Origin of the sequence: Halomonas eurihalina (assembly GCF_008274785.1) — a bacterium.
Lineage (GTDB): Bacteria > Pseudomonadota > Gammaproteobacteria > Pseudomonadales > Halomonadaceae > Halomonas > Halomonas eurihalina.
Genome location: NZ_VTPU01000002.1, coordinates 27,661 through 49,883, shown reverse-complemented (window position 1 = coordinate 49,883; position 22,223 = coordinate 27,661). Strand labels below are relative to the sequence as shown.

At 53.3% G+C, this 22,223-nt stretch carries 20 protein-coding genes, 1 pseudogene and 1 other annotated feature; of the genes and pseudogenes, 11 read left to right on the top strand and 10 right to left on the bottom strand.

Going from position 1 to position 22,223, the window contains the following annotated elements:
- The first annotated feature begins 483 nt into the window (after nt 1-483).
- From FZZ93_RS03165 to FZZ93_RS03135, 7 genes are all read left to right on the top strand, one after another.
- Entirely contained in the window at nt 484-888 is a 405-nt protein-coding gene (locus tag FZZ93_RS03165; RefSeq protein WP_149320890.1) for a ParA family protein, read from the top strand.
- A gap of 39 nt (nt 889-927) precedes the next feature.
- Entirely contained in the window at nt 928-1,191 is a 264-nt protein-coding gene (locus FZZ93_RS03160; protein ID WP_149320889.1) for a hypothetical protein, read from the top strand.
- Nucleotides 1,192-1,224: 33 nt separating this feature from the next.
- Nucleotides 1,225-1,425: a DnaB-like helicase N-terminal domain-containing protein gene (locus tag FZZ93_RS18720; RefSeq protein ID WP_149320888.1), complete on the top strand. Its 201-nt coding sequence runs from the start codon at nt 1,225-1,227 to the stop codon at nt 1,423-1,425.
- The gene (locus FZZ93_RS03150; RefSeq protein WP_149320887.1) at nt 1,422-2,042 is read left to right on the top strand and encodes a replicative DNA helicase; all 621 of its coding nucleotides are present in this window, start codon (nt 1,422-1,424) and stop codon (nt 2,040-2,042) included. Before FZZ93_RS18720 ends, FZZ93_RS03150 begins: the two co-directional genes overlap by 4 nt.
- Before the next feature lie 325 nt (nt 2,043-2,367).
- Entirely contained in the window at nt 2,368-3,267 is a 900-nt protein-coding gene (locus tag FZZ93_RS03145) for a helicase-related protein (RefSeq protein WP_149320886.1), read from the top strand.
- Nucleotides 3,206-3,760, top strand: coding sequence for an SOS response-associated peptidase family protein (locus tag FZZ93_RS03140; protein WP_149320885.1), 555 nt, complete (start codon nt 3,206-3,208; stop codon nt 3,758-3,760). The genes FZZ93_RS03145 and FZZ93_RS03140 overlap by 62 nt, the downstream gene beginning before the upstream one ends.
- A 32-nt stretch (nt 3,761-3,792) precedes the next feature.
- Nucleotides 3,793-4,317, top strand: coding sequence for a hypothetical protein (locus FZZ93_RS03135; RefSeq protein WP_149320884.1), 525 nt, complete (start codon nt 3,793-3,795; stop codon nt 4,315-4,317).
- A 228-nt stretch (nt 4,318-4,545) separates the two neighbouring features.
- Here FZZ93_RS03135 and FZZ93_RS03130 read toward each other — a convergent pair whose 3' ends face one another.
- The 10 genes from FZZ93_RS03130 to FZZ93_RS03085 form a co-directional block, all read right to left on the bottom strand.
- The gene (locus FZZ93_RS03130) at nt 4,546-5,787 is read right to left on the bottom strand and encodes an ATP-grasp domain-containing protein (RefSeq protein ID WP_149320883.1); all 1,242 of its coding nucleotides are present in this window, start codon (nt 5,785-5,787) and stop codon (nt 4,546-4,548) included.
- 238 nt (nt 5,788-6,025) lie between these two features.
- Nucleotides 6,026-7,177 (bottom strand): PrpF domain-containing protein, encoded by a 1,152-nt coding sequence (locus FZZ93_RS03125; RefSeq protein WP_149320882.1) that lies wholly within the window; start codon nt 7,175-7,177, stop codon nt 6,026-6,028.
- Entirely contained in the window at nt 7,174-8,358 is a 1,185-nt protein-coding gene (locus FZZ93_RS03120; RefSeq protein ID WP_187774449.1) for an MFS transporter, read from the bottom strand. Before FZZ93_RS03120 ends, FZZ93_RS03125 begins: the two co-directional genes overlap by 4 nt.
- Nucleotides 8,355-9,623: an ATP-grasp domain-containing protein gene (locus FZZ93_RS03115; protein WP_149320880.1), complete on the bottom strand. Its 1,269-nt coding sequence runs from the start codon at nt 9,621-9,623 to the stop codon at nt 8,355-8,357. The genes FZZ93_RS03120 and FZZ93_RS03115 overlap by 4 nt, the downstream gene beginning before the upstream one ends.
- Nucleotides 9,623-10,894, bottom strand: coding sequence for an ATP-grasp domain-containing protein (locus tag FZZ93_RS03110; RefSeq protein ID WP_149320879.1), 1,272 nt, complete (start codon nt 10,892-10,894; stop codon nt 9,623-9,625). Before FZZ93_RS03110 ends, FZZ93_RS03115 begins: the two co-directional genes overlap by 1 nt.
- Nucleotides 10,891-11,865, bottom strand: coding sequence for an alpha/beta hydrolase (locus FZZ93_RS03105; RefSeq protein WP_187774448.1), 975 nt, complete (start codon nt 11,863-11,865; stop codon nt 10,891-10,893). Before FZZ93_RS03105 ends, FZZ93_RS03110 begins: the two co-directional genes overlap by 4 nt.
- Nucleotides 11,852-13,465 carry an asparagine synthase-related protein gene (locus FZZ93_RS03100; protein WP_187774447.1) on the bottom strand — a complete coding sequence of 538 codons (1,614 nt, stop codon included), beginning with the start codon at nt 13,463-13,465 and terminating at the stop codon, nt 11,852-11,854. The genes FZZ93_RS03105 and FZZ93_RS03100 overlap by 14 nt, the downstream gene beginning before the upstream one ends.
- A 120-nt stretch (nt 13,466-13,585) precedes the next feature.
- Nucleotides 13,586-14,350 carry a class I SAM-dependent methyltransferase gene (locus tag FZZ93_RS03095; RefSeq protein ID WP_149320876.1) on the bottom strand — a complete coding sequence of 255 codons (765 nt, stop codon included), beginning with the start codon at nt 14,348-14,350 and terminating at the stop codon, nt 13,586-13,588.
- Between the two features lie 65 nt (nt 14,351-14,415).
- The gene (locus tag FZZ93_RS03090; RefSeq protein ID WP_149320875.1) at nt 14,416-15,387 is read right to left on the bottom strand and encodes a LeuA family protein; all 972 of its coding nucleotides are present in this window, start codon (nt 15,385-15,387) and stop codon (nt 14,416-14,418) included.
- A 68-nt stretch (nt 15,388-15,455) separates the two neighbouring features.
- Complete coding sequence (locus FZZ93_RS03085) at nt 15,456-16,505, bottom strand: TauD/TfdA family dioxygenase (protein ID WP_149320874.1); 1,050 nt, start codon at nt 16,503-16,505, stop codon at nt 15,456-15,458.
- Between the two features lie 255 nt (nt 16,506-16,760).
- Between FZZ93_RS03085 and FZZ93_RS03080 the strand changes: the two genes are divergently transcribed.
- The 4 genes and pseudogenes from FZZ93_RS03080 (at nt 16,761) to FZZ93_RS03065 (ending at nt 21,506) form a co-directional block, all read left to right on the top strand.
- The gene (locus FZZ93_RS03080; RefSeq protein ID WP_149320873.1) at nt 16,761-18,140 is read left to right on the top strand and encodes a CoA transferase; all 1,380 of its coding nucleotides are present in this window, start codon (nt 16,761-16,763) and stop codon (nt 18,138-18,140) included.
- 12 nt (nt 18,141-18,152) lie between these two features.
- A pseudogene (locus FZZ93_RS03075) lies at nt 18,153-19,403 on the top strand (IS3 family transposase).
- Nucleotides 18,431-18,547 (top strand) — a sequence feature (AL1L pseudoknot). Its footprint overlaps the pseudogene before it by 117 nt.
- 241 nt (nt 19,404-19,644) lie before the next feature.
- Complete coding sequence (gene mobH, locus FZZ93_RS03070) at nt 19,645-20,703, top strand: MobH family relaxase (protein ID WP_149320872.1); 1,059 nt, start codon at nt 19,645-19,647, stop codon at nt 20,701-20,703.
- Nucleotides 20,704-20,954: 251 nt separating this feature from the next.
- Nucleotides 20,955-21,506 (top strand): conjugal transfer nickase/helicase domain-containing protein, encoded by a 552-nt coding sequence (locus FZZ93_RS03065; protein WP_149320871.1) that lies wholly within the window; start codon nt 20,955-20,957, stop codon nt 21,504-21,506.
- Nucleotides 21,507-22,223 lie beyond the last annotated feature (717 nt).

Here is a 22,223-nt window from a genome sequence, read left to right as displayed (position 1 = left end):
TGATTGGTGGGTTGACATCCCTGTCGGTGTTGGCCATGCTTCTAAGCGCCAATGTAGTGCAATAGAGCAAATAGGCCGGAATAGGCCCTCCTTGCACGCTTGGGGAATGACAATTTTCATAGCGCATGGCGACTGCGCTATTCCAGCCGCCCAGAAACCCGCAATTGACTTGTAATCAGTAGGTCCCGGGTTCGACTCCTGGTGCCGGCACCATCGGGAAACCCTTTAACATCGCAGGGTTGCGGAACAGCGCCAAGGCGCCTCCTCTGTAGATATATGCTTGCCCCGTTCGCCTATCGCGACACGGGGCTTTTGCATGCGCATCGCATCCATCATCCCTTCCAAGAGCGCGCGTCAGCAAACCACCACGACCGCCAACCTTGGCGGCTTGCTCGCTGATGCAGAATTCAAGGCCCTCCTCATTGACCCGGACTCCCAGCCTACCCTTTCCTATTATGAGCTGACCCATCCTGCTCCTGCGGGGTGTACAAACTGCTCGCCACTGACCTGGCTGACCTCGACCAGATCATATCCCGGACGTCCATTCCCAATCTCGATATCGTTGTCTCCAACGACTATCGGAATCAGTTGCAGCAGCTGCTGCTCAACGCACCCAATGGTCGGTTCCGCCTGATCGGGTTACTCGAACGCTTCTCGGATCGCTACGACGCCATCCTCATCGATACACTGGGCGCTCGCTCTATCCTGCTCGAGATGGCCGTTCTCGCTGCTGATCACCTCGTTTCCCCCATTGCCCCCGAGTTGCTGACTGCCCGTGAATTCGTGCGTGGTGCACAGGGGATGCTCAGCGAGATGCGTGAGCTCACTCAGTACACGCGCTTCGATGTCCCTCCCGTCTCGATCCTCCTCAACAAGATGACCGATTAGCTGAAGGATGCCCGCGATATATCGGACAGCATCCGCAGCATGTACGCCGAAGTCGAGGATCATGGCATTCGTGTGCTCGACACGCCGCTGGTCAATCTTTCCGCGTATCGCTCAGCAGCGCTCCAAAGCCAGCCGGAGCATCGCAACCCTTCTGGTCGTAAGGCACCGTCTTGCGCCGATCAGATCAAGGCCATCGCTGCCGACCTCTACCTCGAATGGGCCGAGGCTATCCACGCGGTCGGGGCGACCAAGCCCAATCGCGAGCCGGGTACAGATAAACCGGGGGTGGGCCATGTTCACTGATGCCAATCCCTCGCGCCTAACGACGTTGAAGCCATGGAGCTCGTACCTCCCCACAACATTGAGGCAGAACAATCCACCCTAGGCACGCTGATGCTTGACAACAGCAAGTGGGGCGACATCTGCGAAATCATCGATGCCAAGGCGTTCTACTGCTACTCCCTTCGCCTTATCTTCCAAGCCATACGCGAACCAGCCGTTGGATGTGGTGACGATCTCGGAGCTTCTGGAGCGTGACGGAAAGCTCGAGACCAGTAGGTGGGCTGGCCTGCATGACGGAAATCGCACGCAACACACCGACCACGGCCAACATCGTGGCGTATGCCGACATCGTGCGCGAGCATCAGCTCCGCCGACAGCTCTCCCGCATGGGGCGTGATCTCAACCAGCAAGCACTGGAGGGCAACCTACTCAATAAGGCATTGATCGAAACTACCGAGCGACAGCTGTTTGAGCTGGCTGAAGATCGCCAGACTCAGTCCGCTGGTATTCGCTCTGCCCTGTCGTCAGCGATCGACACGATCGATCGCGCCTTCAATGCCAAGGATGGCATTACGGGGACACCCACTGGCTACAAGGATCTCGATAACCTCACCTGTGGTTGGCAGTGCTCGGACCTGATTGTCATCGCCGGACGGCCTTCTCAAGGCAAGACCACCCTGGGAATGAACTTCGTCGAGAATGCGCTGATCGCCACGGCAGGCAACACTGTGCTTGCCAATTCCCCAATCTTCGTCTTTTCGCTGGAAATGCCCGAGGAACAGCTGATGCTGCGTCTCATGTCCAGCATTGGCCGATTGGACATGAGTCAGCTGCGATCCGGGAGGTTGGACGACGGTGGTTGGGAAAACTGACAGCCGCCACCAACCGCATCCTCGAATTTGAGGATCGCCTGTTCATTGATGAACTCCAGTGGCATTTCAGCCACGTCACTCAAATCTCGCACTCGCCGACTGATGCGTCGCCGCGGGAAAGGGTTCATGTGGGATGCACAGCACACGCAGCGGTTACATAAGGCTGCGCACCCCGCGGCAAAGGTCTAACAGCCAGGCATCTGGTTCAAGCGAGCGCGGCGGTTGGCGACCGTCCCGCCCTGCATGCCGTGGAGTGGAAAGAGCATGATCGCTACTCGGAGCGCGAGGGTGCTGGAACAAGACGGCGAAGGGCCGGAAAACGTCGGTGCGCACGGTCAAGGCACCAGGCTTCGGGCCGAAGGGCATACTGCGTTATGTGCTGCCCTTCACGGTGTTTCTCAAGCTCCAGGACATCGGCGGCGATGTACTGCCGCCGTATGACGAGGAGTTCGTGGAAGTACCGATGTCGTCAGAACAGGCCCGTGCCTATGACAGGCTCTCCCGGGAGCTGACACAGGCGCTCAAGGAAGCGCTGGCACACAAGGACACCACCTTGCTGGGCGTGGTGCTCAATGTCCTTCTGGCGTGGCCTGATTGCTGTTTTCGGCCTGAGACGGTCAAACACCCGCGATCGCGGGCTTTGATCAACTTCTCCAAGTCGATCTTTGATGACGAGTCGACGATGCCCAAGGAGGACGAGCTGGTCGCGATGTGTCGGTCAGAGAAGGCTGAGGGCCGCAAGGTCCTGGTCTACTCCACCTATACCGGTAAGCGTGACACGACGAGCCGCCTGAAGCGCGTCCTCGAGCAGGCAGGGTTGAAAGTGGCCGTGCTGCGCTCGAGCATCGACACCAGCCGTCGCGAGGACTGGATCGCGGACCAGGTAGAGAAAGGTATCGATATCCTGATCACCAATCCCGAGTTGGTGAAGACAGGACTGGACCTTCTCGACTTTCCGACGATCGCGTTCATGCAGACGGGCTGGAACGTATACACACTCCAGCAAGCTGCGCGGCGGTCCTGGCGTATCGGACAGCATCGGGCGGTGCGCGTGGTGTTCTTCGGCTACGCCGAGACCTCGCAGATCGCCTGTCTGCGGCTGATGGCCAGCAAAATTGCTGTGGCACAGAGTACATCCGGGGACATACCCGAGTCGGGCCTGGATGCGCTCAACAGTGATGGCGAGTCGGTCGAGATGGAGTTGGCCAGGCAACTGGTCGCTTGACCCCCAGCCCCTCTTCGGAGGGGCTTTTTTCTTGTCGTGTTTAGGGTACTTCTCAGTAAATACGCGGTACTACAAGGTGGGGAAGAAACCGGAGTATCGGCACAGGAGGTGCATCGTGCCGGCCACTTTCTTCGTCGAGAGCCAGGATGGCAAGAACCCACATCTCCTGGAACCGGCGGACGGTAGAGCCATCGCCTTTGGCGGGATCTACAAAGAATGGACGGACAAGGTAACAGGCGAGATCGTTTACTCCGCATCCATCATCACACTGCCTGGGATCAAGCCGTTGGAGAACATTCATCGAAAGTCAGTGCCGATGTGGCTGCCCGAGGAAGCCTACGAGAAGTGGCTGTCACCAGAGGTTACCAACACCTATGAGCTGGACTACTTGCTTGAACCGGCCTTGCGCTGCGACCTGAAGGCCACCCTCGTAGATAAAACATACAGCAAGAAACCAATAAGTAATCCCTATATACTATCCTCGGCATCGTGAGTGGAGAGTATGGCGAACATAAGGAGAGTGATTTGAGCGTATTTGTCACCATAGTAACAGGTGTTTCAGTTTTTTTGATAGGACAGCTGGTTATGAGGATGATCATAGAGCCGGCAACTGATCTTAAAAAAGAAATGGGATCCATAACGAATACATTTCTTGAGAGAGCTGGAGGAGAGAATATGGTTAGTTGTGATGCTGAGACCTCAACGGTTCTTAAGAAACATGCGGCTAAACTGATGCAAGGGCTTTGGACAATCCCTTGGTATAATAGAACACGTCACGTATTCGGCCTTCCTGGAAGCGAGAGCGTTATTCAGTCCGCTCGCGACCTTAATACCATAGCAAAGAGCATTGATGATCTAATCGAGATGTCGAATTCAGGGAAAGTGAATAGCATGGAACGAGAAGACTCGCACAATATAGCTAAGACCATCGGAGATGCAATGAGAAGTCTAAGTGAAAACTTAGGAGCGCTGGTTTTTTTAAGCACAGTGACGAGATTTTTGGACGAAGACTCAGCTGCTAAAGATTCAAGTGACCTCCCCTCAAAATAGACTGCACAAGAATATAACATGTCAGGGTTGCAGGAAGGCAACCCTGATATATAAACTTGGTTAAATTCACTTCCTTAGCTCAGCCTCAACTATAGCTCCAACCAAAACTTGAAAGTATCCACTAGACACGGGAAATTCCAAGCCTACACCAAGGTTCTCAATAAATCCGGCGCCGACTTAAACGCTCTTAGATATTTTGAGTTTAGAAATTTGGTCGCCATATTTCTATTACGAGACTGAGATGAAGAAGCTCTCAACCACACTGCGCATTGAAGTTTCAAGTGATTTCAGGGTTGGCTGTGTGATGATCACATATCCTACTCGGTCCCTCGTTTCGCTAGCAGGCTTCACGGAATCACCAGTTTTCTTCATTATATGGCTTCTCTCGTACCCAGGAATTTGATCCCATGCAAGATTTCTGATATTATTAATTTTTCCAGTTAGAGTTGAATCAACGTACTGCACACCAGCCAGCTGCACGCGGCGCATAAATTTTACATCTTGCAATTCGTTGCCAAATGCTAAATCGAGTGCGGCCGCGTATATATTGAAATCATATGATCGAAAAATAAGCTCCATGATATGATCACCAGGTGTCCTAACTGCTATTTCTATGACTGCCACTCTACCACTTGGGCGACGCTTGAACTCTAGATGAACTATCGAAGATTGAACGCCAATTTTTTTTACTACTTTCTGGAGAATCACAAGTGCGTCTTGTGCAAGATCCGGCTGTTCAACAGCATATCCAGCAACATGCGCGAGCTCAACGAAGTGCGGGGCACCTGAAGTAGTTTTTCTCGTAATATTGGAAAAAATTATGCGCCCTTCAGATATAAGTGCTTCAATACTAAATTCGTCACCTTCTATATATTCTTCTACGAGAAGAGGCCCCTCAGTACCACGGCGACATAATGCATCCTTCCAGCTGGCATCATCATCGATTCGCTCCACGCCGCTACTCCCCATCCGCGATAGAGGCTTCACCACAACCGGAAAGCGGGAAGTGGCCCAGGCTTTTGCCTCACCTAACCCTCCCACCAATATCCACTCAGGTTGATCAATTCCCGCATTTTCAAAAAGACTTCGTTGAGTAGCTTTATTCCGTGATACGGTAGCGGCTCGCACACTGGGGCCGGGCAAGCCTAGTTCCTCTTGTACAATTGAGGCGCTCATAATCTGGGGTTCAGCAAAGCCGAGAACAGCTGCTGGGTTAACTCGTTTCGCCAAGTTCAGAGCTGGCAAGACCCAAGCTTCATCCAAGCATACCGATGCCTTAACCTCTTCTCCTTCAACAATGCAGCTAAACTTGGAACGCAACTCTTTAAGACGTCCGCTCGTCTCGACCACTGCAACATCTAGATCTCGTTGTTGAGCAGCCTGTAAATACCCTTCGGCCATAACTCCAACACCCACGAGCAACAGCACTTTTCGCCTTTCTGGCATGACTTCTTTGCTTTTATTAATCATTCGCTCATTCCTTTCTATCCATAATTCACCGACGCTATTCAGCACCTATAATACATATTTTGCATATAAGGTATCATAAGCTTAATGTCCGGTATTAGAAAAACGGGTTTTGCACGAAAAAACTGCTTTGAATTGATGCTGGACAATAGTTACACCTCCCTCCCCATCAGCTCATTCGCTTTCTCGATGCAAACTTTCTGTCATAACTAAATTGGAGAGTAAAAGTTTTGATCGAGGATTAAGCATAACCGACTCCCTCTAGTAGCAACCTTGCAGTTCGGCCCAGCACTGCTCGCGAAACCTGTACCTCTCTTACTGTTTCCGTGCTTGCGACCTCCATCGATAGGAGTCCTCCAGGATGCCCTACCCATACCTGACTTGGATTATCGCCGCACCACGCTACATCGTTGGCAACTGTGCCTTTCAGCCTCGCTGCAACCGCCAATCCCACCGCACCCGAGCCGGGAAAGGCCTTAGAAAATGTGGCGCGTGAGTAGGAACGGCTCCAGATATCCTGCGTTTCAGCCTTGACCTCATTTCCGTTGATGCTGGGATAGGTGCAGGGCGGTGCAACGATATGAATGAAGGGATTAACACTGCGACGAAGGAATGTAGCCACTCCTTCCTGAGTGCACATCCCCAGCCGAATGGCGACTGCAGCGCGGATCGTATCAAGACGTGTGCGCAACGCATAGTCTCTTTGCAGAGCATCAATCGGCATTAATAGATCGATGGCCAAATCACGTGCTGCTACAATTACACTCAGATTAGCGATATCAATGATTGTGGCAGAAAGTTGTATGCCATTCGCCAGAGTAATGAGGTCAGCCCGCGCACCTGTCGGAAACAAACCTTGATTCAGTGTACTGCCAGCAAAGTCGGCAAAATCGAGATCAATTCGCGGTCCGGTGCCAGGAACTCCACCAATCTCAAAGTCTCCCGTACGGGAAGGTATATCCCCTGCCATGGGAACTCTCGCGAGCAACTTTCGCCCAGTATTGCGTTGCTCTATACTAAGAGACATTGTTGCCCCGTCACGATCTCCTAATCCGTCAAGGGCAGCAAATAGTGCTGCGCCAGCGCTAATATTTCCACAATTCGACTGCCAGTCAAGATCGGAAAACTTAGTGCCGACTTGCCCGAATAAATAAGACACATCGCAATCTTTCCGAAGCGCCTTTCCCATGACTGCAAGCTTACTTGTTAGCTTGTCGCCGCCTCCCAAACCGTCGATTTGACGAATATCCGGCGTACCAAAAAGCTTCAAAATGACGGCGTCACGCTCGGGGCCTGGTGAAGGAATGTCAGTCTCACGCAGGAAAATTCCTTTGGAAGATCCGCCGCGAATAAGTCGCAGTGGAAAATGGTCACCTCTCTTCTGAGAATTCATTTTTTCACCCGTGTACTGAAGAAGGAGAATCCGTAGACGAAACTTGCCACCATGACTGAGAACAGCATGATTATATCGATAGACCAAACTTTGCTCAGAAGGCTCACCGCAAGGCCAGATAATGGAATAGCCGATAGGATTACCGCAATCAACACCCCGAGGACCTGTCCAAAATGTTCGATTGGGATGTGACGCACACGCTCAGTGCGTAGATAGAGAACGAAAACAGAGTTCGCGACTAAGTAAACGATATAGGCCAAAGTAAATATGGTCAGCGAGGAAGCAGTCGAAACTACACTTACTGCAACTATCGTGGCTGCAAGAGCTCCGTGACCAAGAACCTTGACCCTTTTCTCGCTAGCTAGCTTGGACGCGACAATCATAACTAATATTACCGTCAGTGCACCTGCGCTGTTGAGATAGCCGATCACTGTTTCGCTCTGGCCTAATCGGGTGACAAGGAGGGCAGGCATCAACGCAGTCAGTACCCCGTCAAGGAAATTTAATCCTAGAGTCAGGCCAGCTAGGCGTCGTAACGGCCTTACACTCCATAATAGGTGGGCGCTACTGCGCAGATTTTGCAACCAACCTTCAGTCTGTGTCTGTACTTTTTCACCGATATCATGCGGAAAGAATATAGTGCCTAGGCTATACGCTACAACGAAAAGAACAGAGCAAATCGCCAGTGTTAAAGGTAGGCCAATTGCTGACAATGCGAAGCCTGCAATGCCCGGTCCCAAAACTCGAGAGAGGTTTTCAATTACCTGCAATCGGCTTTGCATTCGTGTTAGCGCATCACGACTGAACCGAGTTCCTACAGTACATTCTAGGATCACGAAAGCATAGCCGTTGAGAAGTGATAACACCCCTGCTCCAAGTAGTATCAGAGCTAGGCTAGGTGTAAAGACTAATAGTAATGCAAGCAGTGCCCGGGTCGAGTCGACCAACAGGTACTGTACTCGCAAAGGATATAGATCGACTACGCGTGATAGGAATGGCAACAGCACGATCCGTGGCACCCATTGTATGGCCAAGGCCAAGCCTGACCATACAACCGTCCCCGTCATCATGTAAGCCGCGACAGGAATAGCCAGCAGTGCTATTTGGTCGGCTAACAACGAAAGAAAGCGCGACCCTAGAAAGGCTGAGAACGCCACTTCGAGGCGGAAATGTCTGCTCATGACACTTCTGAGATATGACATTCTTGTGCGAACCAGTTGCGAAAATTCTCTATCGTCGCACGACAATCGGTCTCTGTTTCGGCTTGGAAGACACAGCTCGCGATACTGTCAGTGGCGGCCTTCGGATTCCCAATAACCTGTTTGGTTTCAATATTTAGAGTAAAATCTACGACCCCAGACAAAGGACAAGTACTGGGCAACTGCTCTATACGGCCGGGTCGCGGTGCGATTAGTGCCCAGCCACCCAGTACCGCAGGTTGGGGCAACCCACTTCCTCCACGGGTCACTTTCGTATCAGATAACAGATCACAATCTGCTTGAGCCCAACGTTCCGAGATGTTCACTCCGAAACAGGCAGCAATTGCATCGCATATTCGCGCGCCACCAGTGCGGCTGGCGATCTCACACAGTACGAGTTGTCCGTCGTGAGTGTGAAATAACTCTGCATGAAAAGCCGTATTGCGTGGAGTCGGAAGAGCGGTAAGTACCTGAGCTGTAAAGTCGTTCAGTCGTGCACATAGAGGATTATTAGAGGATAGCACGTGACTAGCATTGGTCTGCCCTGTCGCACCAAGATAGTCAAGCGAGGGAGTGGTATAGATTGACGGCCAACTCAGTACAATTTCCCCATCCAGCACCAGCCCATCGACATGATAGGTCTGACCTGGCACATAGCTTTCAAGCATCCAGTTATTCCGAATATTGAGTGGCGGAGAAACCCCCTCTTGGATCAACTCTGCAACCTGAGTCTGTGTTTGTAGAACAGTGATGTTACATGCCCCCGCTCCATTGCGCGGCTTCATCACCACTGGCAGACCATTGGCTGCAACGAAATCGCGGAGTCCCGGTGCGTTCTCAAGAGGGGAAAAATTAGCTACCGGAATACCTGCCTGCTGTGCAGCCTGCTTCATTGCGATTTTGTCGCGGAAGACAAGTGCGCTGTCAGTCTTCTGTCCGGGTATTCCTAAATAGTCGCGCAGTCGTGCCGCTCGCTCGATATCGAACTCGGCATGAGCGAGAATCGCGCGTAACGGCTCGCGACGCGCGATATCAAGTACAAGCAGCTCCACCTCGCCGCTAGTATCGTATCCCTCAACAACTTTGACAGCGGCATAACGCCCTTGAGGCAGGTCTTCAATCCGTTCGTTGAACGCACTCAACTTGGCGGCCGAGACGATCAGATAAATCGGTTCCTCAACGTTGCGCAACCAGTCGTGATAGGGTGCGTTGGCCAGTGCCGCGCGGTGCAGTATAACAATAGCCATTATAATACTCCTTTGGCTTCTGGCACTTCTATCGGTTCTAGACGCAGTGCGGCATAGAACCACTCATAGACTTCTTGTAAACGTTGCTCGACATCCGACTCACTCTGCCCGGTGACAACGACTGAGGCCAACTGGCTAGTTGATGATACGTTGCCCGCAAAACAGTCGCCCGGTCGCGCATCTGTGCGGTAATCGAAGATCCAAGGCATCGGGCAATGTGACGGAATTTCTCGCACAATTCCTTGGCGTGGGCGTAATAATAGGTAACCAGCCAGCTGTTTCGGTAGTTCAGGCGGGGCAACATGCGCTACAAGTCCAGCCTGTAGTCTCGCCCATTCACGGTTCAGCCACAGTCCAAACCCTGCTTTGATTAAATCGTTGACACGGAAGCCTCCGGTCCGGCAGCCGATCTCGTTAAGCAGCAACTGTCCGTCTTCTGTTTCGAAGACCTCGGCGTGAAAGGTACTAGTGGTCAAGTCAGGTAAAGCTTGAATCGTCCTCTCGACAAGGGCACAAAGTGGTTTTCTCTGCGGGTGATCAGGTGACAACATGATTGCTCCGAAAAGAGAGTCAGATGCGAAATCGGAGACTGCCCCTACATAGCGTGAGGGCCAAATAAAACGCAGAGAGCCATCAACGATGATACCATCAATATGGTATTCAGTGCGGACATTCACTAACTTTTCAACCATTTGTAAGTGTTGTGTTTCCATCGCTGGACCAAACCCGCCCTGTGCGAAACGAGAAAGATCGTCGAAGTTGCTCAGCACATTAAGCCCTACCGACCCTGCCATCAGCCGTGGCTTAACTATCACTGGATAGCCAACTCTCTCAATGAACTCAACCAAATTTGTCATGTTGTCGGCTGTACAAAATTCAGTCACCGGTACCCTTTCACGTGACAGATATTCCTTCATTATTAGTTTGTCGCGATATGCCGTGGCTGTAGTCTCTTCCGTGCCCGAGAGACCTAACAATCTGCGCAGTCGTCCGGCCCGGACCTGATCCCATTCAGACATCGCCACGATCGCCCGGACCGGGCTATGCGCATGCAGATCAAGAACATCGCACTCCAACTGATCAGAAGTGTCGTAATCAGCATATTCACGAATTTTGGCATAGTGACAATCTGCAGCGACCTGTTCTGGCCCGGACAGGTCACGCCGCCCAGGTGAACTAAAATAGATAAGCGGCGTTTCTGGTGGCAGATCAAACCATTCGTGATAAGCTGAATAGGACATTGCGGAACGATTGAGAATCAGTACGGTCATATTGCATCCTGTGGCAAAATGGCGGCATGTTTGTAACCATGTGTAATGCAGAAATCTGCGATAGCATCAAACAAGCGGTTTCGGTCATGGCCAAACTGTGCGTTGTGATCGGCTCCCGGCAATCGAATATGCCACTTGTGCGGAGAAGCCAGGGCCGCCACGTAGTCGGTAATGTCATCTATCTGTACGACAGGATCTAGCTCTCCATGAATTGCAAGCACCGGGCAGGTTATATTCACTGGATTGTGTAGCGGCATATTCAACACCGTCTCTCGAAGGCCCGTGGTCGGACTTGTCGGATCCAACGATAGGGCGTGAGAGATAAAGGCCGTACGAACTTCGGGTGCATAAGCGACGGGTGTACGAAAGTCTGCTGCTGCATGAGTCGGCGTGTTTCTTCGGCGCACCTCCTTGGGAAACCTCACCTCACGCATGTAATTGATCATGCCACTACCTCCCCACAGTCCGCTCCAGAAGACTAGTCCCGGGCAGCTTTTAGGGTAGTGACCAGCGAAGCGGCTAGCTACTTGCGCCCCCCAAGACCATCCGACCAAGACTGGGAGTACTCCGGTTCGGGCTTCAATTTCAATGGATGCGGCTCTGACCTGGGCTACATAATCGTTAATAGTTTCAGTATCGGGGTAGGGGCGTGGCCCTGACAGACCATAACCGGCGAAATCAAGTGCCCAAGTATCTAGCCCGCGCCACGTAAGCTGTAGCAGCGTCGAGAAATCCGCCCGCTCATAACCAGGCACAGCCAAATCAAATACACTTGCTGCAGAATAGGTAACCCCATGCAAAAGCAACACTGGAACCCCAGTTGGGCAGGGCGAATGCAAAAGCGTAAGCTGTACTCCTTGCCACCGCAGAGAAGCCGTTCTAATTCCCGCCACGCTCAGCTTTTTGTACAGACGATTCGGCGCAATACAACGCAGATTTCCGCTCCCAAGGAGAGCCTCATCTAGCTGCATCATTCGCTCCTTCATCAAGCCAGCGTTTCCAGAAGATTAACGATAGCAATGTATAAGCCACCTCATATGCTGCACCACGATCCCGTGCCAGATCTGCGCGCACCAGATTCAGTCCCGCGCGTCGTAAACCCAGATCAACCAAAAGTTCCTCACCACTGCGCAGTGTCGCATCAAGCCAGCTTTGTAACGGCCCTCGTAACCAATCCGTGATAGGGGCGCGGAAGGGAAGCTTCGTACGCCAAGGGCCGGGCCGGCTCTGCACCTCAGGAAAAGCCGAGCGCAGCAGCGCCTTGTTTTGCCCCCCCGCCATATGGCGCGCTGCAGGAACCGCTAGTGCCAGCTCGGGGACAGAACCATGCAGGAAAGGCGTACGCGCTTCGATCGACCGTGCCATCATCAAGTGATCGGCGCGCTGTAAGAGCGGGCCAAGGCTGTGATCCAACTCAATTTGGCGCAACCGGTCAAGCGGGGCCATCGCTGGTATATCTGGATAGATATCATGCGCAAATGTCTTCATCTGCGCTGCAAACCCCGGTCCCATGAGAGCATCTAGATATGGGCATCGCGTGGATGGTATTAGGAACTCGGAGATCGCTGTCGCTTTTCCCGAGGTTACGGCAGCGTAGCTGGAATAGCCCATAAACAGCTCATCGGCCCCCTCCCCGACCAAGAGCATGACAATTCCCGCATCAGCTGCACAATCAGCCAGAGCTGCATAAAGTGGAATTGAACTCATTCGGCTCGGCTCTCCCATCTGTGCTGCGGCGCGTTCGACTCCATGAGCGAAGCTTTCGGGGGTGACAGTCCGAGTGGTATGAGTCCAGCTTTGCGCAGCCCTTGCCTTGATACCTAATTGGCTCAAATTTGAGATTCCGTCGCTACTGCCCGCAACACGTATGCTGACTGTTCGCAGATCCTCGACCCCCATCTCTGCAAGTTGATCGGCAAGGATAGTCGAATCGAGCCCGCCACTGACTGCAAGTCCCATCGCCCGTGTCGATGGCTGCACTCTTTGTAGCGAGGATTGCAGTGCCACACGTAACGTCTTGGGTAGAACAAACTCGGATGCAAAACTTGTGCGCGGCTCCGACATTGCATGTAGCGAGGTTTCGGGAACTAGTTGCCCGCCGGTCATCACCCACTGTGTTCCTCGTGGAACCTCAGAGATGTCATCAAAGAAGGAACCACCATCGAGCGGCCGCCCAAAGGCTAAAAATTGCTCTATCGCAGCATGTCGCACAGAAGGTCGGCCAAATGCCCCAATCAGCCCTCTGATCGTCGAAGCAACTGCTACGCCCCCTTCGATTTCGCGCTTATAGAGCGGTTTTATTCCGAAGCGGTCGCGCTGCAGGCGAATATTGTCTTGACGACGATCGAGCGTTGCGATGGCGAACATTCCATCAACCGCTTCGGGCTGATCGCCAACCAGCGTCAGTACCTCACCCATGCCGCCTTCGGGCAAGGTTACACCGTCCCAATAAACCTCGCCGTTATAGGCAGCAAAACACTCATTACCCAGAGGGATCGGTTCAGGTTCCGCCATTTCGGCGCGCATGCGTAACCGCACCATGCCGATGCCACTCGAAGCGGCAAGTGTCATTCCGCTCCCGTCGGGACCGCGCGCATGTTGGTTGCGATTGATAGACTTTAACGCTGTCACCATGTCTGCTGAGCGCGGCTGCCTGAAACTAATTGCGCCAATTCCACACATTATCGTGGCTCAGTGCATTATGAAGGTGAAAAGCGTGGTGTCGCCTGCGTCAGCAAAAGTGTCGCGTCCGACGATATAAGCGTTTTTACCATTAGTAGGTGCTATCGCTGTGGCAAGCGAGACGACATCCTCGTCCTCGAAACGCTTCTCAGCCGCACGACCACGATACCACTCTAGAAGTAGCGCAGGGTCAATATCTCCATGCGGGAGCAGAGCATCATCAAGTACGGTGCCCGCGCGTGAAAAATCGATCGTGCGGGTCTCTCTATCGTAGAAACTTGCTAGCGTACCGCGCTCTTCACCCATTGCAATCATCCGGAGATCCATTGGGTAGTGCCCAAGCTTGATCGAAGCGCGTACTTCTCCGTCATGAGCTAGCGTGCACATATTCATCAACGCTGATTTTGCCTCAGCCCAAGTGAAGCGGTTAATCAGTCGATCATTGAGCACATAGTCATACGACCCAGTGAGCTCGTCATCGAGAGGTGCGGTGATATCGAGTTGCCGGATCGTGACTGGCGCCGTGCCCATTGCCTGCTCAAGCGAGCTGCACATACCCTGCGAGAAATCGTAGACAGTAACCTCTGCACCACGATCCAGAAGCATGTCAACTAGGTCTTTAGTCGAGGCTCCTACGACACAGACGCGGCTCCCCTCACCGATCCCTTTGGTAAACAGCTCCAGCTCGGGTTGGCTGGGTTTGGCGCTTTGGCGCCCCTGCTCCCAGAAAAGGCTGCCAATGATATCCCAAGCATCAGCTTTCGTGTTTAGCATTTTTTCTCCTTTTCGAATAAAAGGTGACATGTAAAAGTGAGCGAGAAAAATTCATTGCGCTAAAGCTAGGGCATCGTCTTGTGGCAGCGTCCGAAAGTGTCTGGGCTCATCCACTCATAACTTGAGTGATTGCGTTTGACGGCTAGCACATGCAATCTCGCCGTATGGGTAAAGGCATAGTCACCGAAGACGGGATAACATTTTGGCAGGGGCTGGCTAGATAGTTGTGAGATCCTCTGTGCAAGGGTGGTGAAGGTTATACCTTGCGTATTCGAAATCGGGCGGGTGCCACGATGAGAGAGATTGGCCGCGAGCACTCCGTGGTCTGTGATCCCACAGCGCTCGCCCAGCCCATTCACCGAAACTGATATCCAACTCGCTCCACCATCTATTGCCGCTAGTGCATTGGCTATCGCGAGGCCGCGATCATTGTGAAAGTGCCCTTCCAGATCTGTCTGCGGGAAAAGCTGCACGAGTTTCCGAAACGTAGTGACAACTTGTTGTGGTTCGCAGACTCCTACGCTGTCAGCATAGCATAATCGGTTCGCTCCGGCTGCCAGTGCAGTCGCGAATGAAGTATGCAGCTTTTCCTCGTTGGTGCGGCTTGCATCCTCAACCGTGAAGCGCACTTTTAGGCCAAGCTCTCGCGCAAGACTCACCGACTTGTTAGTCAGCCTGAGAATCTCTTCGAAACTACGCTGATTGAGACGAGCCGATTGGCTGATTTCGTTGACGCCAATGAATATTCCAACCCAGTCGGCCCCCGAATGTGCTACTGCATAGATATCGGCCGGTTTGGCGCGTGCATGGGACAGCAAGGGCAGATTTAGCCCTAGGTCGGCGACAGCGCGAACATGATGCATCGCTTTGTTAGAAATTAAGGGGTGGCCAACTTCGAGCATGTCACTGCCAGCTTGGGCAAGAAAATGTGCGGTCTCGATAATATCAGAAAGTGCAAAATTGGCATTGGGAGCCTGAAGCCCCTCACGCAGGGTCGCATCTATCAACCTAGGCGTTGAAGTTTTTGCGAATGGCATGACTTACCTTCCATGTAAAAAATTGTCTCTATGAACTTATGTGGCCAGTCAGATACATGATCATCCAATTACTCAGCCTTGAGCGTTCTCGTTGTATAATTAGAAATCTTCTTTTTATACTCGCTGCTTAGGATGATATCTTTGACGCGTTGTCTGGCCTGCGTTAAATCGGAAGGAAAACTCGACAACGGGCAGGTCGTGGGCCAGACGCCACTGCGAAAGCTCCCACTACCTGTACGGCCATAAGTTGGTGCCAGCATGGCGGGTAGCTCGGGGCTTCCCGTCCAGCACAGCCAAAGCCTCAGCAAGAGACGCTTGGCCTCTGCCTCGGCTTTATCTTCAAATTCGCTACGTGCATGGAGCAAGCGATGGTTGTCGATCAGCAGTAAATCCCCAGCCTCAAGGCGCAAGTCCATGGCCATGTCTGGCTCATGTAGGATCGAGTCAAGCGCATCAAATGCGGCGATTTGGTGCTCAGTTAGTCGTGGCGCGTCTTCGAAGCGCTGGGAAGCCTCGATGAAACGGCGTACATAGCGCGCGACAAAAACACCTGTGCTGTAGGAGAAGACGGGCATCATACCCCAACACTTATCTCCCTTGGTATCACGTAGATCAAAGGGGACTGGCTCGAACAGCACTTGAGCCAGCTTCGGATCCGTGGCCATCAGGCGCTGACAGGCCGCAACAGCGCTGACTACACGGGTTTCACCACCGATCGGTGCTTGGCGGATGCATAATAGCGCTAACAGATCGCAACGGTCGTTGTGAAATGGTAGTTCCGCTGTGCTTTCATAGCCGCGTGCTGTGTGATTGCGGATATCACTGCCGCGATCGGTGACGCGGCCGAGGAAATCGAATTTTTCGCTTTGAGAAACCGGGCAGCCGAAGTTGAGGCCGAAGTTAAGGAAGGCTTGCGCTGCCTCGGTCTCGGGCAGGGCTGTAAAAGGTACGTTTTTGATCAATGCTAAACCGACTACGCCCAACGTTTTTTTGATCCAACTGAAATAATCTTCCAGCCCTCCAGCACACAGGCTAAGGTCCATTTGCCATTGGCGGTTATGTATTAACTCCCGCCCACTCCAGAGCAGATTAGCTTCAGTCAATGGATTCTCGTCCATGAGAAAGTACTCCAACTCAGCTATAGCTTAACCTTGGAACAGATATTGCTAAAATTCCAGTTAGACATAAGTCTTAGTTACCATAAGGCCGTCTTTTCTGCTAGGAAGTTGTGTGTAAAATATTTGAAAATTCAACAACAAAACGACTCAACCAACCATGCTTGAGATCGTTATCACTGGTATCACTGGTGGTGCCGGACAGAGACTGAGGGTACTCAGGCATAGGCGCCACTCAATGGGAAAGGACCCTAGAGTATGTACGAATTCTATGACCGCGAGATCACTTATTCGCTCGGGGCGGAGCAGGCTTCAGGGGTAAAAACCGTGCTGAGTGGTTCGTTCTCTCTGTCTTCGGTTTTCACGGTATCCGAGCTTGCTATGGCTACGATCGTAGCTGCAGCAAAAGAGCTGGCTGCGCTAGTTGGAAAGACTACAGTTTCGGTCGATCGATTCGCGACCGAATTGTGGTGTTCAAGCACGATCAGACCGGAGGGCTGGGCTCTGCCCAACCCTTGGGATCCGGTAGCGGGAAATTATCGCACCGCCGATGGTTGGATCCGGCTTCACACGAATGTACCTGCACATCTAGCTGCCGCACTGCGCGTTTTGGGCACCAAGCCCGAACGCAGCCAGGTTGCTGCTGCCACATTGGCCTGGAGTGGACGTGAGTTGGAGCAGGCTGTGAACGATGCGGGCGGGGTGGCTGCTCACATGGTCGGGCTGTCGGAATGGGCGGCGCATCCACAAGGGGAGGCTGTCGCGGCAGAACCGCTGATCAGTTGGAGCCCCCATCATGCTACGAGCACTCGGCTGCCCTCATTTCAGGGAAATTTGTGTGGGCTGAGGGTGCTGGATCTAACTCGAGTACTCGCCGGGCCAGTGGCCACGCGTTTTCTAGCAGGCTTCGGCGCCGAGGTGCTACGCATCGACCCACCCGATTGGGCTGAGGATGGGCTAGAACCCGAGGTCACAATAGGCAAGCGTTGTGCTGGTCTCGATCTACGCAACCCCGAGGATCGAGACCGGTTTGAGATGCTTTTGGCGCAAGCTCATGTGCTTGTGCATGGTTATCGCCCCGGCGCACTAGATGGACTGGGATATGATGCGATGCGCCGTCGTCAGATCAATCCAAGCTTGGTTGATGTCTCGCTTAGTGCCTATGGCTGGACTGGACCTTGGCATACAAGGCGCGGTTTCGACAGCGTCTTACAGGTCAAGACCGGGCTGGCACAAGAGGCGATGCATCGCACTGGGGCTAATTGTCCCGTTGCCCTGCCGGTTCAGGTTCTTGATCATGGCACTGGCTATCTCATGGCAGCCGCCGTACTGCGCGCATTGCGTCTATTGGTCACAGATGGTAAGCCCCGTTCGGCTCGACTATCGCTGGCTCGCACTGCTCAATTGCTAATCGAAGGAGGAGTGCGGGATACGATCATCAAGCCTACGCATAATACCCATATTACTTGTCTGCCTGAAACCACGCATTGGGGGCCGGCTCGCCGTATCGACTTCCCTGTCAAACTTGATTGCGAGGGCCCCAGATGGCGCTATCAAGCTGCTCCATTCCGCTCGGCACAAGCGTATTGGCCCGACGACGTGAACCGTATCGGGATTCCCGGACGCTCCAAACCTTGAGAGGATAGAGCCATGAGCACATCAAAACGATACTCCCCCAAGGTACGCCAGCGGGTGGTACGCGTGGTCTTCGACCATGAAGCCGACTACCCCTCCCAGTGGGCAGCCATCGGCGCCATTGCCCCTAAGATCGGCTGCACTCCGGAGACGTTGCGTAGCTGGGTCCGTCAGGCCGAGCGCAATGCAGGATGTCGGGAAGGTATGACGACGTCTGAACGGGAGCTGATTAAGGCCTTGGAACGTGAGAACCGCGAGTTGAAGCAGACCAACGAGATCCTGCGCAAGGCCTCCGCGTATTTTGCCCAGGCGGAGCTCGACCGCCGCGGCAAGTGATGATCGAGTTCATCAACGATCACCGGGAGTCGTACGGGGCCGAGCCGATCTGCCGCGTGCTGCCGATCGACCCATCGACGTACTACGCACGCAAGGCCCGAGATGCCCAGCCTGATCGCGCGCCACCCCGCATCCAGCGTGATCGCCGGCTGAGTGCCGAGATCCAGCGTGTCTGGGACGAGAACTTCGGTGTCTATGGCATTCGCAAGGTCTGGCGCCAATTGAATCGAGAAGCGATCCCCACCGCTCGTTGCTCCGTCGAGCGCTTGATTAGCCAGATGGGGCTGCGAGGCGCGGTGAGAGGTAAGCCGGTCCGTACGACCGTGCCAGATCCCAACACGGCCTCTCCAGCAGATCTAGTGCAACGGCAGTTTCAGCCGGCTCAGCCGAATGTACTGTGGGTGTCGAATTTTACGTATATCGCGACCTGGCAGGGTTTCGTGTACGTCGCCTTTGTCATCGATGCCTTTGCCCGCCGGATCATCGGCTGGCGAATTTCCCGCTGGTTGACGCCCGGTCGGCCAGGCGAACGCATCTGTGCTCGCCCCGTCTGTTCAGCGCCCCAGCCGCGTGATCGTCCCATGCAACACCTCCAAAATCGAGATGTTGCGACGACCGGTTGAATCCGCCCAATATGTCTCGATTCGATACACAGAGCGCTTGGAGGACGCCGGCATCGCCCCGTCTGTCGGGAGTGTTGGCGACTCCTATGACAACGCCCTGGCCGAGACGGTGATCGGATTGTTCAAGACAGAGGTAATCCGTCGAAGCGGGCCTTGGCGGCACCGGGAGGCCGTTGAGTTCGCCACCCTGGAGTGGGCCGACTGGTTCAACCACCGGCGACTCTTGGAGCCAATCGGTAACATGCCACCGGCCGAACGAGAAGCGCTGTATTATGAGCAGCAGGGTCGGGCCAAGAAAGTAGCCTGACTCAAACCAACGGGTCTCCGAGAAAGCCGGTACGATTCAGGCAGATCTTTGTCGACTACGTCCAGGCCCCATCGAACGGTATGCCGGACTGGTCCAGGAATTGCCAGCCTCCGAGTCCTTCCACGCCGACAGTGCTCTTCAGGGTGAAAAACCTCGCTCTTGGGCTTAACGTTTTGGCTTCGCGTAGCCCCCCTTCCTCTGTCACACCTATCGACTGTTTGACAGCTGCAGGGAACAACCGATGCTCCGACGCCTATTCTCGCGCTCCACGACCACCTCGCAAGCATCAGAGGGGTTCCATACGCCGCGTTCAGGTAAGGAGCTCCTGGCGACGCCGCGTCGTCAGTCCATGGTCAAGATGCTGTGGGATACAACGTCCCTGACGCAGCCTGTCTTCAACGAGTATTTGCTGGCCCCGATAGAACGGTACGCCGAACTGGTGCAGCTACTTCCAGCCTCGGAGTCCCACCACCATGCCTACGCCGGCGGCATGCTTGATCACGCGCTCGAGATGGCCTGTTATGGATTGCGTCTCCGGCAACGCCATCTTCTCCCTCCTGGTGCGAAACCAGAGGACCAGAGCTCAACCGGTGAGTTGTGGAGTGCTGCCATCATCTATGGCGCGCTGATGCACGACGTCGCCAAAGTGTTGGTCGACATCGAGATCCACCTCCAGGACGGCAGTGAATGGCGTGTATGGCACGGTGTGATCCCGAAACCCTACCGCGTGAGGTATCGCGCAAACCGGGAGTATCACCTTCACAGCGCTGCCAACACCCTGCTAGGTCAACAGATCCTTGGAGGGAAGGTCATGGACTGGCTGATGAGCCAGCCCAAGCTTTTCTCTCTTTTCATGTACACCATCTCGGGGCATACCGAGCGAGGTGGCATCATTGCCGAACTGATCCATCAGGCTGACCGCGCCAGTGTCGCCAAGGCTCTTGGTGGAAACCCTGTTCAAGCGCTTTCCGCCCCCATCGAATCTATACAGCGCAAGCTGGCCGAAGGCTTGAGGTTCCTGGTCAAAGAACAGTTCAAGCTCAACAAACGAGGGGGGCAAGCCTGGTTGACCGATGAAGCACTATGGCTGGTATCACCTCGTGCCATCAACGAGCTCAAAGCGCATATCTATGCACAAGGAATAAAAAGCATTCCTGTCGACCTAAACAGACTGCAGGGTGAAATGCATGCTCACGGCATCATCGAGGAAGTTGAGGATGGCAAGCACGTCTGGACATGCAATATCACGGATGGTGACTGGCAGCAGACCTTCAACATGATCAAAGTGCCCCCACCCTGATTTGGGGTGTCGACGATCGACCGAGTTCATTCAGCGGTCATTTGACGGTCCAGGGAGCAGGGACAGTCGAGGAGCAGCAGCCACCTACAGCTACGGCTCCCCTGGAAAAATCTACAGAGCCGACTTCTGCAGTAGAACAATCAACGCAGGATCAGACCGATACGCCTACCCCCGCCCCTGCCTCTGCAGAGGTAGCGGCAACCTCATCAATAGCGTCTGAGGCAGAGTCTGGGTCAATAGATGACGACATCATGGCACTTTTTCCGGAAGTAAATAGGGAGGATAAACAGGATGTTACGAAAGAAAGATCGAGTAGCGAATCTGAAACACAACTGCAAGAAGCATCAGAATCTGCTAAAACGGCACCTCTTATACAAAAGTCTAGTGAGGATGCCAACAATTCCAATGATCCAGCAGACCTTGGAGAGCGGTTCTGGCAGTGGCTTAAGATGGGTCTAGCGGACCATTCCATTGTCATTAATGACACAAAGGCCCCGGTACATACCGTTAATGGTACCTACTTCCTTGTCAGCCCCGGCATTTTTAAGCGTTTCTGTAACAGCGTGCTGAATGACAAAAACCAATGGCAGGCAGTTCAGAAGCGGTTTCAAAAGCTGGGTGTACACGTCAGAACCAAGGGACAGAATATTCATAAAGTTTCTGTCGAGGGAAAGAACAAAACCGGAAACCTGATGGGGTACTTAATCAAGGATCCGGTGCTTGTGAGTCAGAAGATCCCACCTGACAACTGGGTTTTGACTCTTGTTACCACCAAGGGAGAAAAGGGAGTTTCAGATGAATGATGTGTCGTTCTTGGAATTGATGAGTCGCTATGCTGCCGACAAACATCTTCGCCCTAAAAGCGTAAGCACCTACACGGCTGTCGTCCGATTATTTCGGCGCTACTTAGGCCATGAGACTTATCCGAGCATGGTGACACGACAGGTGGTGATTGACGATCATACGCACCAAGGACAGGCCTGATGGCATCACTGAATCAAGCTGGAATAACTACGTGAGGCATCTCAAGGCGCTCTATAGCTTCGGCATCAAGCATGGGTTGATAGCCTGCAGCCAAAACCCATTCATAGATGTTTCGGTTAAGCAGCCCAAGGTATCCAAAAAATCCTTGCAACCCTTTCAGATACGCTACGCCAGGGAGGTCCTTGAGGTCTGCCGACGGTACGAGCATTGCTACAATGAACGCTCCAAAATCCACCCAGCCTGGTTCTGGCAGACCTTGATGGAAACATTCTTCTATACAGGGATACGTCTCAACCAATTATTACATATTGAGGCAGGGGACATAAATTTGAAAAAGCGTGTATTTCGCACGTCAGCTGTGGGATCGAAGACCCACTCTGAAAGTATAATGCCCATACCTGATGGGCTGTATCCATATATGCGCCAATTAATAGTCGCTGCTCATAACTCTGGGTTCAAAAGAGAGGATCAACTCTTTAATGTGAACCGGTTTAGCCATCGCCATAAAAGAACGACGATGGATACATAGCAAGTTG

Bases quoted from the DNA above. Each gene is read 5' to 3' on its own strand.
- FZZ93_RS03160 (WP_149320889.1), top strand. From the start codon at position 928: ATGTACGCCGAAGTCGAGGATCATGGCATTCGTGTGCTCGACACGCCG.
- FZZ93_RS18720 (WP_149320888.1), top strand. From the start codon at position 1,225: ATGGAGCTCGTACCTCCCCACAACATTGAGGCAGAACAATCCACCCTA.
- FZZ93_RS03140 (WP_149320885.1), top strand. From the start codon at position 3,206: ATGCGCTCAACAGTGATGGCGAGTCGGTCGAGATGGAGTTGGCCAGGC.
- FZZ93_RS03130 (WP_149320883.1), bottom strand. From the start codon at position 5,787: ATGATTAATAAAAGCAAAGAAGTCATGCCAGAAAGGCGAAAAGTGCTG.
- FZZ93_RS03125 (WP_149320882.1), bottom strand. From the start codon at position 7,177: ATGAATTCTCAGAAGAGAGGTGACCATTTTCCACTGCGACTTATTCGC.
- FZZ93_RS03120 (WP_187774449.1), bottom strand. From the start codon at position 8,358: ATGAGCAGACATTTCCGCCTCGAAGTGGCGTTCTCAGCCTTTCTAGGG.
- FZZ93_RS03115 (WP_149320880.1), bottom strand. From the start codon at position 9,623: ATGGCTATTGTTATACTGCACCGCGCGGCACTGGCCAACGCACCCTAT.
- FZZ93_RS03110 (WP_149320879.1), bottom strand. From the start codon at position 10,894: ATGACCGTACTGATTCTCAATCGTTCCGCAATGTCCTATTCAGCTTAT.
- FZZ93_RS03105 (WP_187774448.1), bottom strand. From the start codon at position 11,865: ATGCAGCTAGATGAGGCTCTCCTTGGGAGCGGAAATCTGCGTTGTATT.
- FZZ93_RS03100 (WP_187774447.1), bottom strand. From the start codon at position 13,465: ATGACACTTGCCGCTTCGAGTGGCATCGGCATGGTGCGGTTACGCATG.
- FZZ93_RS03095 (WP_149320876.1), bottom strand. From the start codon at position 14,350: ATGCTAAACACGAAAGCTGATGCTTGGGATATCATTGGCAGCCTTTTC.
- FZZ93_RS03090 (WP_149320875.1), bottom strand. From the start codon at position 15,387: ATGCCATTCGCAAAAACTTCAACGCCTAGGTTGATAGATGCGACCCTG.
- FZZ93_RS03085 (WP_149320874.1), bottom strand. From the start codon at position 16,505: ATGGACGAGAATCCATTGACTGAAGCTAATCTGCTCTGGAGTGGGCGG.
- FZZ93_RS03080 (WP_149320873.1), top strand. From the start codon at position 16,761: ATGTACGAATTCTATGACCGCGAGATCACTTATTCGCTCGGGGCGGAG.
- mobH (WP_149320872.1), top strand. From the start codon at position 19,645: ATGCTCCGACGCCTATTCTCGCGCTCCACGACCACCTCGCAAGCATCA.
- FZZ93_RS03065 (WP_149320871.1), top strand. From the start codon at position 20,955: ATGGCACTTTTTCCGGAAGTAAATAGGGAGGATAAACAGGATGTTACG.